Genomic DNA, 14,713 nt, shown 5'->3' on the forward strand with positions numbered 1-14,713 from the left:
CGGTCACAAGAAGTCGACGCTTATCGCCCGTCTCGTGCGAGAGCACCTGGATCGAGAAGGTTTTGATGTTCAAGGTGAATTCTTTGCGGCCGGGAGCGAGCGATGAGTATCTTTGACCGTCGTGCCGTGCTTACAAAGATCGAGCGTTTGCGTTCAGGCGCATCGCCCCGTGTCTTGGATCTATTTGCGGGTTGTGGCGGGCTCTCGCTTGGTTTCCGGGCCGCAGGGTTCGAAATCGCCGCTGCCGTTGAGTTCGACCGTGAGGCAGCTCGCTCACATGGGGAGAATTTCCATCCCGGTGACCCGCGCCATGCACTGGCGCGGGACATAACCAACACCAGCCCGGAGCAGCTTGCTCGTGAGCTGGATCTGGGGCCCGTAAGCGCCGCAATTGACGTCATAGTTGGCGGGCCGCCCTGTCAGGCCTTTGCGCGAGTTGGCCGTTCCAAGCTGCGCGAGATTGACGAGCATCCCGAAGCATTCATGCACGATCCCCGTGCTCAACTCTATCTTGAGTACCTGCACTACGTCGACGCATTCCGGCCCCTTGCATTGCTCATGGAAAACGTCCCGGATGCACTCAATCACGGGGGACAGAACATCGCCGAGGAGACGTGCGAAGTGCTCCGCGACAAGGGTTACATCGCCGGTTACACGCTCCTCAACGCGTCGTTCTATGGCGTGCCACAGATGCGCGAGCGGATGATCCTGATAGCCTATCGCGAAGAACTAGATGTCGAAGTGGAGTTTCCGGCGCCCACCCACTTCGTAAAGCTTCCGCCCGGCTATACCGGAAGTCGTCAAGTAGCGCTCAAGCTCCTGAGCAAGGCACATCTCGCAGACCGTGCGCACAGTTATCATACTCCCCCGGCAGCCAATCCCGGCTTGCCGTCTGCAGTAACTGCAGCCACAGCGCTCAGCGATCTTCCGAAGATGACCGACCATCTGGTGGGAAAATTAAAGCGTGGGGCCCGTCGCTTTGACGAGATTCAGCGGTATCCGACCTCCAAACCGGTGGGCTTCGCGAAGCTTATGCGCGAATGGCCGGGCTTTGAATCCCGTGTCGGGATCAGCGACCATGTGATCCGCTATCTGCCGCGTGACTGGAAGCTGTTCGCCAGAATGAACGCAGGCGACCAGTACCCCGAAGCGCATGCACATGCATTGAAGATGTTCGATGAAGCGCTGACCGAGCTTCGATCAAAGACCGGAAGCGCGATCCGGTCCGGAAGTAAAGCGTGGGAGGCTCTACGGGCATCGATAGTGCCACCCTATGATGTCAGCAAATTCCCGAACAAGTGGCGTAAAATGGAGCCAGATTTGCCCGCGCGAACGCTAATGGCTCACCTCGGCAAGGATAGTTACAGCCACATCCATTACGACAGCGCTCAAGCCCGCACGATCTCAGTGCGAGAGGCCGCACGACTACAGTCATTCCCCGATGGCTTCAAATTCGCCGGCACGATGAACCCGGCGTTCAAGCAGATTGGGAATGCCGTTCCGCCGCTGCTGGCGCGGGCAGTGGCATTGAAAATTCAGGAGACCCTGGAGAGGGCAGTGAGGAATCAGCTTGATGAGCCTATCGGAGCGGCGGCGGCAGTTTGAGGCGGCCTCGCGAGCAGATTCGCTCGTCACGCCGAAAACAAAATTTCACAAGCTGTTCGGGGTGTCGAATAGTGCAAAGGTGATTCCGGGGGGATTGCAGCTCGGCGTCGTTAATCTCGACAATGTCGCGTCTGATGTAGATGGCTTTGCCTTTGCCTGCACGATGATCTTCCCTCCAGCCGACGAGGTCTACTTCACGGCCTATGTCCGCTCTGGAGGTGCGGTGATGGCTGCCCGGCTCGCTGAAATGAAGGAGAAGGGAGCGGGAGGTGGATCTGCTCCGCAGCCGGAGAAAGCGGATGAGGCGAGTGACGAGCCCGGCCAATCCTATGCCGCACGCAACAACAATACGGTCGTTGTGCTGGCTGACGACGGCAATTTCTATCTACGCAATCAGGGTTTCTGGGACACGCTCCCCGAAGACCGCTCCTCGTTGGGCGCGCCAATACCGGTTGACCGTATCAATGTGGCGCTCTGGCCGCCTGCCGCCTCGGTGCAACGCAGTATGCTCGCGCGAGAGTTCATTGGTTATCTCGCTCGATTTGTTGGGCGGGAAAAAGTTCACGAAATTCGTGTCTGGGAAGATGCCTCAGCAGTCAGCGAGGCGATGCGTCGCATGCCCCACACAATTCCGATTGCCGAAATTCGTGCCGGCATCGCGACCCTTGGCGGGGTCTATCCGGATGCGCTGATTGATCGCTTTCACGCTGGCCTTAATCATCTGCCCGACAAGCACTTTGTCATCCTGCCTGGCGTCTCAGGCACGGGCAAAACTCTGCTGGCACGCCACTACTCCCGCGCCGTGCACGGGATCGCGACGCCGGACGGTCCAGACCCGCTTCTGTTCATCTGCCCGGTTCGCCCGGAATGGACGGATCCAACCGGCCTCACCGGCTATTTCGATGTCCTTCAGAACCGATACGTGGTTCCGCCGTTTCTTGAAGCGATGCTGCTCGCAACGGCTTTTCCAGACGCACCGGTGTTTGTCGTCCTCGACGAAATGAATCTGGCACGGGTGGAATACTACCTCGCCGACATTCTGAGCAGCGTCGAAAGCCGACATCCCATCGCACTCCACTCAAGCAGTCTTCCGCTCGAAGGCAGCACAGGCGGCGAAATTCCTCCCCGACTTGCCTATCCATCGAACCTCTTTCTTATCGGCACGATAAATGTCGACGAGACGACCAGCCCGCTCAGCGACAAGGTGCTCGATCGAGCCGTGGTAATCGACATGTCGGCAACCGACCTTGATCGCTTCTTCGCGGCCCTTGACGCACGCGAGCCGGCGCTTGCCTCTTCGACCCAGGCCTGTGCGGCAATCCTTGGATCAGTGAACAAGCTTCTGGCGCCGCACGGACTCGGGTTCGGATACCGTCTCGCCGAGGAGTTCGTCCGTTACCATTCCTTCGCTACCGAACAGCTCGGCACAGCATCCGATTCCGTGATCGACGACCTTTTGGTCCAGAAGGCACTTGTGCGCCTTCGCGGCGGCGACGCGCAGCGCGACATGCTGTTGCAGCTCAAGGCAGCGCTCCCGCTGGCACCCCAGGCGCAGACGCTATTGACGAAGCTTGCCGCCGAGCTCGAGGAACTCGGCACGTTCCAGAACGCACGATGAGCGAACTACGCGTCCGCAACGCTGCGTCAGGCAGTGGCTGGCGCATCTGGCCCGATCCTGAATTGATTCCCTCCGGCTCGCTCGTTGAGGCTAGCGATTGTCTGTTCGAGCTGGTCGACACTCCAGGCGCCGGTGACGCCGACCTGTTCATTGATGACGTAGCGCTTGAGGCGCTGCGGACACGCGACGCGTCCACGGCCCGTTGGCGCTGGTCCCCCGGATTTCATGCTGGCTCGGTGGAGTGCCAGCTGCGGATTGGCAGTCGTCGGGCGACATTCGATGTGCTGCTCGACCCCGCCCAGCACAAGCTGACCCGCGATGCCTTCGACACCATGGTTCGCGAGATCCTGGAAGACAGTTTTGCGCTGTTTTCGCTCTCGGCATTTCATAAGAGTGTCGCCCGGGGCGACGGGCGCCGCCCCCCACCGATCGCGCGACTTCAGTTCCTGCGCAGCAGGATCGCCGAGATCGTCCGAATCGTCGAGGCCATCGACGCAGCGCCGCGCCGCGAATTGCGCGCGGAGGAGCGCGTAGTTGCCCTGCATCAGGCGGCCGGCGCCACTGGTGCCGAAATCCTGAAGTCATTCCGCTCCGGAAGAATAGTCGCTGTGCACCCCGCAACTCCGCTCCATCCTGGGCTTGCCGGACGATTACCCCAGAGGATCGTCAAACGCGTTCGGCGGTCGAGCCTTGATCGGCGCGAGCATCGGGAGATGAAGGCCTGCCTTCGCCTCTGGTCAGGCTGGCTCGCAGCTGCGGCGACCGCGGTCGCATCCGCCGCCGCCTCCCCGGATGCTGTCGCGCACGGTTGGCCACGGCGTTTGCGCCGCCTTGCTCACAGGCTCGACGGTCTGATTGCGCTGCCGTTATTTGAGAGCGTTGGCGAGGCACAGCCGCGAGTGACGGCATCAGCGGTCTGGCAGGGCGATCCAAAGTATCGGCGGTTTCAACGTCTCTATCGCGACATGTCGCTCGGAATCGCCAGTCTCTTCGGAGACTTTCTCGACATGCCGCTCGCCCGCACCTTTGATCTCTACGAGCTCTGGTGCTTCCTACGCCTGCTACGCGCCGCCGCAGAGCGTGAGAAGATCGGCGCTGCCAATATGCAGACACTATTTCTGGCAGATGCGTCTGGACTTACGATTGCCGCCAATGCGGTCAGCGTGCCGATTGACGGCACAGGTCTCACCCTATGTTTCCAGCGCCGCTATCGCGAGTATTGGCGCGAGGCCGACGGCATTGGAAGCTTCAGCCGCGACATGCAGCCCGATATCGTCATTGAGCAGCGCCCTACAGCTAAGAACGAGGGGACTTTACGCCTGATAGTGATCGACGCGAAATATCGAATCGGTGGAGGGCTCAATGATGCCCTGAGCAGCGCGCATATGTACCGCGATGCGATAGTGCGGGGACATGATGCGGGGATCGAAGGAGCCGTGACCGCCGCCTATCTGCTGGCGCCCGACGCGCCGTTCCTTTCGCCCGAATGGCGACAGACCCGATTGCCCGGACGGCTGTTTCATCCTGATTACCGGCGGCGGTTTCGGTTCGGCGCAGTGACTCTCCAGCCCGGTATGGCTATGGGCGAAATCCAAGCTGCGCTCGATGCGATGATCGCAGACGCGACCGCTACGGAACATGCGCAATGAAGCTCGCCGTCAAACTGCTCAAACGATCTGACCTGACGTTTTTCGAACCGCAGTTCCGGCAGGTCAATGCCGGCAATCAAAAGTCGCTGAACCTCAATAAGTCCGTACTCGTCGACCAGTTCTACCCGGCTCTCGGCGAAATGCAGCACAAGGCAGTAATTCCGGTTCGACTGTCGATCTGGGGGCCCGACGCCGCGGAAGAAATGCGCCTCTCACGCAGCATTGCGAAGGAGGCAAAGAATTGGCGGCTGAATGGCGAATTCGTTCACAACCCTGACATTGCGCCGGCGCGTTTCAACACGCTCGCGCCCGACGATCTGGCGCTCCTGCGTTTTGACGGTTCACCTAGCCCGACCGCAGTTACACTTGTCGTCGTCTCCGCGACGGCAAAATCCGACGCCGACCTGTATGAGCAGCTCGCACCCCTGGCGGGCTCCAATATGCGTGCCGTTTCTGCTGACGACCTGCTTGCAGCGCTTGCGGACGCACCGCCCGATCATCCAGCGCGTCAGCTAGTCTGGGACCAAGCAGAGCTTGCCGACCTTGAAGACGCCGCTGACGGCGATGCAACCGCAGCGGCGCGTATTGCCGCGCGACGCAAGGTAAGCCGCGATGAACTGGCAAAAGCCCGCGCTCGCGCTGGTGAAATTGGGTTTGAAGGCGAGGCACTTGTCGCGCATTGGCTCAGCCTTCAGGAGGTCGAAGGGCGGATCAGGGACTGGCGATGGATAGCCGACGAGGATGCGGTCAGTCCTTTTGATTTTGCCGTGACACGATCTGATGGCACCCCTTTGCGGGTCGAAGTGAAAACGACTTCCGCGACCGGACCCAGAGCCTTTCACATTTCAAGCGCGGAAGTCTCGTCTGCAGCGCAAGGCAGCGACTATGACTTGTTCCGACTGTCCGGCTGGGATGGCACAAACGCAACGCTGCGGATTGCAAATGATATCGGTAGCTGGGCCACTTCGCTGCTCACCGCACTCGCTGCGCTGCCGGCCGGCGTCCGACCGCAGAATTTTCTGGTTGATGAGGATCAGTTCAGGTGGAGTGAGCCAATTCAGCTCTCGGTTTCCGCGACCGAGGAGGATGAAGGAGAGCAGGCGTGAAAGCGCGATTGCAACGTGCGTGTCGCCCTGATCCGCACACGCCAGATCAGCGTCGCTACAATATGTCGCGCATCCGCAGCGCTAATACCAAACCTGAGTTGGTCATTCGGCGAGCTCTGCACGCCGCCGGCTTAAGATTTCGACTTCACGATAAATCGCTTCCAGGTTCGCCGGATCTGGTTTTCCACCGGCACCGTTGCGTCGTTTTTGTGAATGGCTGCTTCTGGCACGGTCACGCGTGCAGCCTGTTCCGCTTGCCCGCGACGCGCACCGAATTCTGGGAATCAAAGATCTCGGCGAACATGGCTCGGGATCGACGTAGCCTGTCCGCGCTTCACGACCAGAACTGGCGGACGATGATTGTGTGGGAGTGCTCGATACGCGGGCGAAATCGGCTCGCACCGCAAATGGTTTTCGAGACCTGCGCTGACTTTATCCGAGGCACCAGTGGTCACTGTCAGGTCACTTCAGAGCCTCCTGACACCCCTTAATTTAAATTCCATCTAAAAGCCACCAGGGATGATATTGAAACGCCCAGGGTATTTAATTGATCAGCCAGGGCAAAAACCCTTGACGCCTGGATGGGAATCACTCTACCAAATCAACGCCGCTGGAAGTGTCTGGAAAACCGCAGGCGGCAAGAGTCGATCCCGCCCGTGGCGAGAAGGAGGAAGCATGCTGTGGCACAGCATCCATAGATTATCGGATTGCGAGAGCGGCTGACTCCGACTCTCGCTGAGGTGTTGCGCGACCGGAAGTGTCTGGAAAACCGCCGGTCGCGCATACCGCTACCCATCCCCGTGACGAGAAGGAATTAGCGATGATTACCGATATAGCTGACAGCGCCGCGACTGTCACCAACAGCCTCGACTCTCTCATTGATGCTGGAGACCACACCGGCCGGCCGTTTAATGTCCTGGTCGGCTCAAACATGGGCAACCGCACGCTGATTTTCAGTGTGCCCATGGCAACGTTTTACGAGATTTCTGAGGTTGCGAATAAGCAAAATCTGTCTGCGGTACCGGCATATAATGACCAGCCTGTCGCACAGCGCCGACTTGACGAAGGACATGCCAAGAAGCTTGCGATCTTCATCCTGAAGGGATTGCTCGACACAGCGCGCCGGTCGCTCGAAAAGTCCGGCCACCCGGTGCCGGCCACTCTCCAGCGTCTTCAGCGTGAAATCGGGTCCCAGCCTTACATCTCGATGCAGCCCGTCACTGCCAACATCCGCAACTGCAAGTTCGGGGGCGATGGTCTCCGATTCGAGAAAAATGGCGGAGTGATTACCGTCTATCTTTCGGACAAGCATGTTCTCTGGATCATTGACGGGCAGCACCGCCGGTACGCGATGGACATGGTCTTTGAGTTCCTGAAGTCGGTCGTGAACAACAACCGCTATCCCCGTAAGCCGGTGCTCTACGTCCCGGCTGACGACCCACGGCGCGAACCCACCGCCGACGAAGCAAAGGTCTGGGCGACGGCATTTGAAATCGCTCGTTCTGACTGCTCAATCGTGGTGGAGGCTCATCTCGGCCTCGATATTGATCAGGAGCGCCAGCTTTTCCACGATTTGAACAACCTCGGCAAAACCGTTGAAGGTGGCCTTGCCTACGAGTTCGACAATTCGAATCCGGTCAATCGCTTCATTAAGGAGCGCCTGATCGGCGACGGGATTCTCACTGCAACCGTAGTGGACTCGGATAACGCCGGTGACTGGGCCAAGGATGAGGGTGTGATTGCGCGAAAGGACCTAGTCGCGATCAACGCACTGCTGTTCCTTAACAAGACGACGATTAACGGCGCAACGCCCGCCGACATCAACGCGAAGGAAGAATATGGCACTCGCTTCTGGGAGGCGATCGCCCAGATCCCGAACTGGGGTGTAGCAGGTGCGAAGAAGAATACGGTTGCAGCTCAGCCAGCGGTCCTAAAATCGATCGCGAAGCTGGTGTACGATTTCTCCTACGGCCGCGATCAGGATTCGGAACACCTCGAGCGTTTGGTAGCCGCCATCGAGGATGGAGACATCGACTTCTCGCACGTGAATCCGATGTGGCGATACTTTGAAATGAGTCAGGACGAGAAAGATAGCTTCTGTCCTGGCATGGCAGACGCGGTGACCCCAGAGGAAGCAGGTATCAATCTCGATCTTGGAAACTACGACGCGACCAGTGGCCTGATGCGGTTCGGTCCGAAGCACAACGACATTATACGTCACGTGGGCGACATGATCCGTTTCAAACTCGGCCTGCCCAAGCGAAAGGCGCTCGCGAAGCTTCAGGAGGATCTCGCCATGCGGAAGCTGCTTGAGGAAGTGATGGAGTCCGAAGCTTCCACGCTGGACGAAGTGAGCTGAATCATAAGACCGGCCCCCGGGCCCCGGGGGCCGGTCTCATTGGGTGGTGGTTGGCCGCGCGTCCTATCGCTGCGCAGTGTCGTTTCGAACGGGGCGAGAGCATCGAGCGGTCGTCACTTCGCCGTCTCATCGTCGGGCGTGCGGCGATAGGCAGCTAGATCAAGCGTCAACGCGGCGAGCGCGGCAGCCCGGTCTTCGCCGTGACTCATCAGGAGATCGACAAGATCCTCTTGGTTAGGCTGTCCAAGCGCCAGCCGATACAAGAGGCGCTGGCGCCGCAAGCGTCGAAAACGCGCGACGTCGCGGCTTTGCGGCAGGCTGAACACATAGCGTTTGATCGCCGCGCCCTTCAGCAACCACCATGGGCTCAGGCCAGACGGGTCGTCATGGCGTTCTTCGGCCAGCCCTTCCAGATGGCACCAGGGTGAGCCTCCAAGCTTGGCTGTCGCTGTCAACGCGGCAGGCCCGACTGATTCCCCGAGTGGCCGCCGTACGACGAGACCGGCAAATCGCGAGATGCGACCTTCGCGTTGCTCGAGATCGACAGGATTGGACGGAAGGTCCCAATGCGCGATGCGATCGCACCACGTGTGAAAGTCGAGACCCTCCTGGCCCACCGACGTAGTGGCGAGAACATGGGGCCAGAACGGCGCATTAAAGGCACGACGCAGCTCCTGCGAGCGAACGGGCTTTGCGCGATCATCCCCGGCGAGCGGATCCTCGCTGGCATCGGTTCCGCCAAACGGCACCGCGGCATGGCATCGAACACGAATACCGCCGGGTCCGGCCGGAAGGTCCTTGAACGTGAACCAGCCGGACGCCGCAGCGAGTGCATCGTGAAGATCATCCACGAGTTCGGCAGGCCCGACGCGCGCTCGCGCCAGCCAGAAATGTTCATCAAGCAGGCTCTCAAAGCCGCCATCGATGATCGCACGCTGAAGCACCCGTGTTGGCTTGGCATCGCCGAGCCGGCCCCAAAATACAGGATTATCGAGATAATTGCGTAGCCGTTGCCAGCAGAACCGAATCAGCGAGTCCTGGCCGTCGTCCCCAAGGGCTTCGCTGTAATGGCGCATCCAGGCGCGCCCGACCGTGATGGCCGGCCCACCAAGCGCCATATCCGCGAGGTCTTGAAGCTCTCGTGGGCTGAGCCATTCGATCGCAGGAACATCGGCGCGTTGCGCAAGCAATTCCGCCAGCGCGCCGTCCTCATTGGCTAGATCTTGCCACAGGGCCTGTGCATCATCGAAATCGCCACTCACCTTTTCTACCGCAGCAAGCACCTGCCAACCGGGGAGCCGGCGCTTGGCATCCGATTTCGGATTGGTGCGGATTGGAATTCCGAAACCGCGTAGCACCTTCTTTAATTGCTGTTTCACGGTCAGCTGGGCGAGAGCCGGCGTGGCAAATCGTCCCTTGAGCGGATCGGTTTCCCGGATGAGAAATGCCGAAGGATGGAAGAGCGCCAACGTCGCGCCTTGACCCGCCTTTACCTGGAGCTTTCGTCGCGTCCAGGCCCGGTCGTACGACACGCCCGCAGTCGATGCATAGCGGTTTTCGACTTCGAGGCTGGTCAGCCCAGCCACGCTTTGCGGTGTAGCGCGAAAGCGGCTGAACAGGAGGAGTTTCGGTGATGACGCCTCGGTCCATCCGCCGGCAAGCGGCCACCAGCGCACAGACGGGGCTACCCATGGCAACGCCAGTTGCTCTACCGAACAAACGTCGAGCAAAGCGCGTAGTTTAGCACTTCCCCAGCCACCGCTTGAGCCCCGCGGACGTCGCGCCGCGGTGAGCGCTGGGACGGAGCGCTCTGGCTTGAATTCCACACCGGTGGAGATCTTGTACCGAATCCCAAGCGACTGGGCGGGCAGCGGCACGGATAGCCAATAAGGCAGCGCCGCGGCTTTCAATTTGCCAGGAACACCTTCGGCAAAATGTTTGAACACCTGCAAATCAGCCGCCTGCAGGCTGTGGTCCGGATGATGCGTTCCTTCCCAATCGAGATCGGCCGGATCCTGTCGCTCGGTTCTGGCCATCATCGGGCGCAACAATGTCTGAATATCGTGCCTCATGGCCTGGGCGTGTTCGACCAAATTCGGGTCGGCATCCTCGTCGGCCATCCGGCCGATGCGGCGTAGGATCGCGCCAAACCGTTCGAAAAGCATAGACGCTTCGCTGCGCGCTGTTTTCCCGCCGAGGAAATCGATGATGTCGAAAAGTTCTTCGTGCGGCTGGTTCTGCGCGCCTTCCCAACTCTCGCTGTAGAGCCGGTAGGGCGTCGCAGAAAGCAGGATCATTGCCGGGCCACGGCCTGTCTTGCCGTCGAGCAGGGCATGCACCAGCCGGTCGTCCTTTGACGGCTTCAGCAGGTCGCGATACCGCTGAAATTCATCGAAGATGATGAGATCGGGCGGCGTTGCCAGCAGGCAGGCTTCGGCCAACGGCCGGCGAAGCCGTGCCAGCACGTGCAATTTCTTCTCTGCGGTTGTCGCGGCGAGGATCTTCTTGCGCGCGTTGTGGCCAAATTCGCGAACCAGCGCGCTGCGATACTCGTTGATGAATTTGACGGGCAGCTCACCAACCCATTTGCGCGCATTTCTGAGTGCACCCGCCCAGCTCGATTGGGCACGCTGTTGCATGAAGCCGGCAGGCAATTCATCTCCCAGCCCCTCATAACAGCGATCGAGAAGGCAGGCGATGAACGCACGCTCGCCGACCTTGCCGGTTTGCGGACGTGTCGTGAGCGCCGGAAACGATGTCAACGGTGCGAGGGGATATAGCCGAACGCCCGGGCGCTTCTTGCCTTCCAGCGGGATGAGGCCCAGCCGGTCGACCGTCGAGACTGCGGCCTTCGCTTCCTTACCCAGGAAATCCAGCAACCGATTAGCATTTTGATCGGACACCTTGGTGTTGCTGGTGATGTAGTAAACGGTGAAAGGCTTCTCGCCATCGTTAGAGAGCTTGCGAAGCACCTCGCGCGCGACCAGGGTTTTGCCGAGGCCGACCTCGTCGGCGACCAGGAAGCGGCGGCGACCCTTGCTCTTTAAGGCGGCGATCGCGGCGTCGACTGTTTCCGTCTGAAACTTGCGTGGTATCGTCGTCATGCCGGTGACATCAGCGTGAGCCGCGCGGCTGCCCAGATCTTCTGCAAGATTTTCAGGGCGTTGCGATCTTCGGCGCTGAGCGTATCGTCGTGTGCGAGGATTGCCGTAATATAGGTCTCAAACCGTGCATCGGCGCGCTGGAACGCCGCTTTGTCACGCGCCCATGCCGTCAGAATATCCTCGAGCGTCAGGTCGTCCAACCGTACCTCGTCACTGTCTCGGCCGTTGCCGCCACGCTCATGACGGTCCCACGGCTCGCCGTCGGGTGCCCCTAGGTCGCCATCGAGCAATCCGCGCATCCAGGCATAGAATGAGCGTATACCAAGGAAACGGGCAATCGCAGCGCGATCACGACCGGCCTCGATCGGCGGCTCGACGGTCACCCGCTGCATCCAACCACAACTGTCATCACCCAGACTCAGCCGCAGCTGGATCAGATCGGTCTGCCAGGCCAAGGGAATGTCGCCCAGATCGACCGTGGTTCCAGATACGGGCCATGGCGCCAATTGGCCGGTGATGAGCGATGCTTCGAGCCGAATGCCGTGTTTCCCAAGTTTCGGCGGGCTCGTGGCTGTCAGGACAAATTGCTGCCCCGTCCGATCGATCGAAACCGGCCAATGCGCAACCAGCGCGCGGCGGACGCCGTCGAGAAACTCACCGCCGTCCTTGACCGAGGAAATATCGGGTTCGGAGAATATCTCGGCGGGTATTGGCATCGCCGAACCCAGCATTGCCTCGATCCCCGCGACAATCGATGGACCCGCATCGAAATCGACCGTCGCCTCGGCATTGCGGCCGCCCCAGGCGCGGTCGGTCGCGTTAGCGCTGCCCATCACGACTTTGACTGCAGATTTAGTGCGGAACGCGAACAGTTTAGCATGAAGGCTGATGGGCGGCGGTTCTGCTTCGGCGTCGTCGTTCGGGTTCTGACCTGCGGGAGGCGATGTCCCCGCTCCAGCGTCGAGCTCTATCTCCTCCGGCTCCGGCTCTGGCGGCGCCAAAGCCAACAGACGCATGGGTTTGAGCAACGCTTTTGCGTCCCCGCTCAAGCCACGCACGGCGGGCACCGTCGTCAGCAGAATCCGCTCAGTCCCTTTGTCACCCCACTCAGCCATCGTCTTGACGAAAGCTGGACAAAGAAACGGACTGATCGCGACGATTCTGTCGAAGGTGCCGCCCGGCAGGGGGCTCGCCCCGGAATCGCCCTTTATGCGGAGGGCGACGCTGTTGATACGAACGTCGTCGGGCGCCCGCCAAGTGAGCGCCCCGAGTTCATCCGCGAATGCGTTAGCGGGAAAGTCGGCAAGCTGCGCCAAGCCAGCAAGGCGCTCACCGATGCTCGATATTCCGGGGATTGGCCCGGAACCCTTTTTACGCCGGACCTCGCCATCGATCAGCAGGCCCAGATCGAGATCACGGCTCGGGGTAAGATTGCGACTGCCGATCCAAAAGCGCCAGCTGCGTTCGCCTGCCGGACCTTCATAGCCAACCAACGCGAGTTTGGGATGCCAGCTCTGCCAGTCTTCGTCATAATTCTGCTCGACGATGAACTGGTCGAGCACACCGGTTACTTTGGGAAGGCCCGAGCGCCGGTGCAGCCGGCCGCGCTGGACGATGACTTTGAACTTGTCGCGCATCCGCTCGACCGCCTCAGCAAAATCGGCGGCGTTGCCGCTTCCGGCATCCCCATTGCGGCCGGTCATCGCCAACAACGTCGCGCCGATCGCGAACGGGTCTGCGGAATACGCTGTGAACAGCGCGACGCGCACGGTCCAGCCCCGGTCCGGACGAAGCTGATCGAGATAGGGTTGCCCCGCGAAATCGCCCGCCATGGCTATTTCACCCCTTCCAGGTCTGCGAGCAGCCGTTTGACATTATTCCAGCGAAAATGGAGCGGCATCGCCGCGCCATGCTCCTCCTCACTCCATTCGAGACGGCGGTCCGCACCGTCTTGGGTACGCGACAAACGCGCGCGTCGACGCTTTCGCGATTCCTCGGCGCGCCGATAGGCGGGCTCGATCGCCATCGGATCGGTTCCGCCGTCCTTTACCCATTGCAGCGTCTGCGCGAGCGCGTCGGAGACCGGTGCTGGCAGATGCCCCATATCCTTTTCAAAGGCATCCCAGTCGAGCGCCGCTGCTTGGCGTCGCCATGTCTTCAGGACTTTCGGCAAAGCCTTGCGCTGGTGGTCGGAGCATTGCCGCTTGTCGAGATTGGCCTTGAGCCACTCGACTTGCGCAGCATAAACCGCCCGACCGATGGCCGCGAGCGCCGCTGCGTGACCAGCGCGTATCAGGGCCGGGCGTTCGTGTTTCGCAAGCGCCAGAATGTCCGGGCTCCAGACATGAGCGGCATCGCCAAGCGGTTGACCGACAAGCATTGCGAGGAGCGAATCCTCGTCGTCCCTGGATTTGACGTTGCGCAACTGCCTGGCGAGATACGTCCGCTCCGTCTTCTGGAGCTTGAACGAGAGCTTGTCCGCCTTGAGCCAGTCCTCCGATGGCTCGGGACACGTGAATGGCCAAGTCGGTTGCTCGAAAGGTTGATCTTCATCATCGCGCAGCGTGGTTGACACCGTGGTCGCCAAGACCCGTTCGACTTGAGCTCTCGACCAACTTCCGTTCAGGCCGCGCTCGCGCAGCAACCCCCATTGCTGAAGCGCTGTCCAATAGACATAAGGCGGCGGCTGGTCGATCGGGGTCGGCCACACCCTCCCGCCGATCACGCCCGATTCGCCGAGCAGCCGCTCGGTCAGCCGATGTTCGCCACGTGCGATAAGATCGGCAGGCCGTTGCCCGCGCAGGCGACTGGCGCGAACATTCGCATAGAGCCAAGGCACGAAGAGAATGTAGCGTAGCCGCGTGTGCAGAACCGATGTTCCGGGGAAAAACCGGTCGGCATAACGCTGGTGAACGATGAGAAAACCGATCTCGTCTCGCACTCCGGCCTGATCGGCACTCATGAAGCGCCGTGCATCCCGCAACGCTTCCTTCGACAGATAGGTTATCCCAAAACTTGGCACCTAACCCAACCGCGGAAGTATCAAAATCTCTATGCGTCGCCCTTCTTCTCTCGACGCCGACCAAACCCCCGTATCAACCTGCATATTCCCCCCTCCGCTATTCATCCGACACTAGTGGATCCTCAGGGTACTGGACAGACCAGTTAACCGCCGGAATGATTAGCGGTGAAGCGATAGTGCACCGAGGCTCAAGGCTGCGATAGACCACGCCGCCGTTCGAGTCACAGAAGCTCCCCGCTGGCGTCACAGA

The 14,713-nt window shown here is 60.4% G+C and carries 9 protein-coding genes; 6 read left to right on the top strand and 3 right to left on the bottom strand.

Going from position 1 to position 14,713, the window contains the following annotated elements:
- The first annotated feature begins 102 nt into the window (after positions 1-102).
- From C1T17_RS05080 to C1T17_RS05105, 6 genes are all read left to right on the top strand, one after another.
- Positions 103-1,605, top strand: a complete 1,503-nt coding sequence (locus C1T17_RS05080) for a DNA cytosine methyltransferase (protein WP_104952506.1) — start codon at positions 103-105, stop codon at positions 1,603-1,605.
- Positions 1,574-3,223 carry an McrB family protein gene (locus C1T17_RS05085; protein ID WP_104952507.1) on the top strand — a complete coding sequence of 550 codons (1,650 nt, stop codon included), beginning with the start codon at positions 1,574-1,576 and terminating at the stop codon, positions 3,221-3,223. Before C1T17_RS05080 ends, C1T17_RS05085 begins: the two co-directional genes overlap by 32 nt.
- Positions 3,220-4,872 (top strand): DUF2357 domain-containing protein, encoded by a 1,653-nt coding sequence (locus C1T17_RS05090; protein WP_104952508.1) that lies wholly within the window; start codon positions 3,220-3,222, stop codon positions 4,870-4,872. The genes C1T17_RS05085 and C1T17_RS05090 overlap by 4 nt, the downstream gene beginning before the upstream one ends.
- The gene (locus C1T17_RS05095; protein ID WP_104952509.1) at positions 4,869-5,978 is read left to right on the top strand and encodes a protein NO VEIN domain-containing protein; all 1,110 of its coding nucleotides are present in this window, start codon (positions 4,869-4,871) and stop codon (positions 5,976-5,978) included. The genes C1T17_RS05090 and C1T17_RS05095 overlap by 4 nt, the downstream gene beginning before the upstream one ends.
- On the top strand, positions 5,975-6,469 hold the full coding sequence (locus C1T17_RS05100; protein WP_223262810.1) for a very short patch repair endonuclease: 495 nt from the start codon (positions 5,975-5,977) through the stop codon (positions 6,467-6,469). The genes C1T17_RS05095 and C1T17_RS05100 overlap by 4 nt, the downstream gene beginning before the upstream one ends.
- A gap of 329 nt (positions 6,470-6,798) precedes the next feature.
- Positions 6,799-8,337 carry a DNA sulfur modification protein DndB gene (locus tag C1T17_RS05105; protein ID WP_104952511.1) on the top strand — a complete coding sequence of 513 codons (1,539 nt, stop codon included), beginning with the start codon at positions 6,799-6,801 and terminating at the stop codon, positions 8,335-8,337.
- Between the two features lie 113 nt (positions 8,338-8,450).
- Here the strand turns inward: C1T17_RS05105 and C1T17_RS05110 are convergent, their stop codons facing one another.
- Genes C1T17_RS05110 through C1T17_RS05120 form a run of 3 tightly spaced genes read right to left on the bottom strand, consistent with a single transcriptional unit; the run spans position 8,451 to position 14,463 of the window.
- Positions 8,451-11,441 (bottom strand): DEAD/DEAH box helicase family protein, encoded by a 2,991-nt coding sequence (locus tag C1T17_RS05110; protein ID WP_104952512.1) that lies wholly within the window; start codon positions 11,439-11,441, stop codon positions 8,451-8,453.
- The gene (locus C1T17_RS05115; RefSeq protein WP_104952513.1) at positions 11,438-13,273 is read right to left on the bottom strand and encodes a phospholipase D family protein; all 1,836 of its coding nucleotides are present in this window, start codon (positions 13,271-13,273) and stop codon (positions 11,438-11,440) included. The genes C1T17_RS05110 and C1T17_RS05115 overlap by 4 nt, the downstream gene beginning before the upstream one ends.
- Positions 13,274-13,275: 2 nt before the next feature.
- Entirely contained in the window at positions 13,276-14,463 is a 1,188-nt protein-coding gene (locus C1T17_RS05120) for a DUF6361 family protein (protein WP_104952514.1), read from the bottom strand.
- Positions 14,464-14,713 lie beyond the last annotated feature (250 nt).

The organism is Sphingobium sp. SCG-1, assembly GCF_002953135.1.
Classification (GTDB): domain Bacteria; phylum Pseudomonadota; class Alphaproteobacteria; order Sphingomonadales; family Sphingomonadaceae; genus Sphingobium.

What these genes read in the sequence shown, in the direction of transcription:
- C1T17_RS05115 (WP_104952513.1), bottom strand. Translation starts at nt 13,273, where the DNA reads ATGGCGGGCGATTTCGCGGGGCAACCCTATCTCGATCAGCTTCGTCCG.
- C1T17_RS05080 (WP_104952506.1), top strand. Translation starts at nt 103, where the DNA reads ATGAGTATCTTTGACCGTCGTGCCGTGCTTACAAAGATCGAGCGTTTG.
- C1T17_RS05095 (WP_104952509.1), top strand. Translation starts at nt 4,869, where the DNA reads ATGAAGCTCGCCGTCAAACTGCTCAAACGATCTGACCTGACGTTTTTC.
- C1T17_RS05105 (WP_104952511.1), top strand. Translation starts at nt 6,799, where the DNA reads ATGATTACCGATATAGCTGACAGCGCCGCGACTGTCACCAACAGCCTC.
- C1T17_RS05090 (WP_104952508.1), top strand. Translation starts at nt 3,220, where the DNA reads ATGAGCGAACTACGCGTCCGCAACGCTGCGTCAGGCAGTGGCTGGCGC.
- C1T17_RS05110 (WP_104952512.1), bottom strand. Translation starts at nt 11,441, where the DNA reads ATGACGACGATACCACGCAAGTTTCAGACGGAAACAGTCGACGCCGCG.
- C1T17_RS05085 (WP_104952507.1), top strand. Translation starts at nt 1,574, where the DNA reads ATGAGCCTATCGGAGCGGCGGCGGCAGTTTGAGGCGGCCTCGCGAGCA.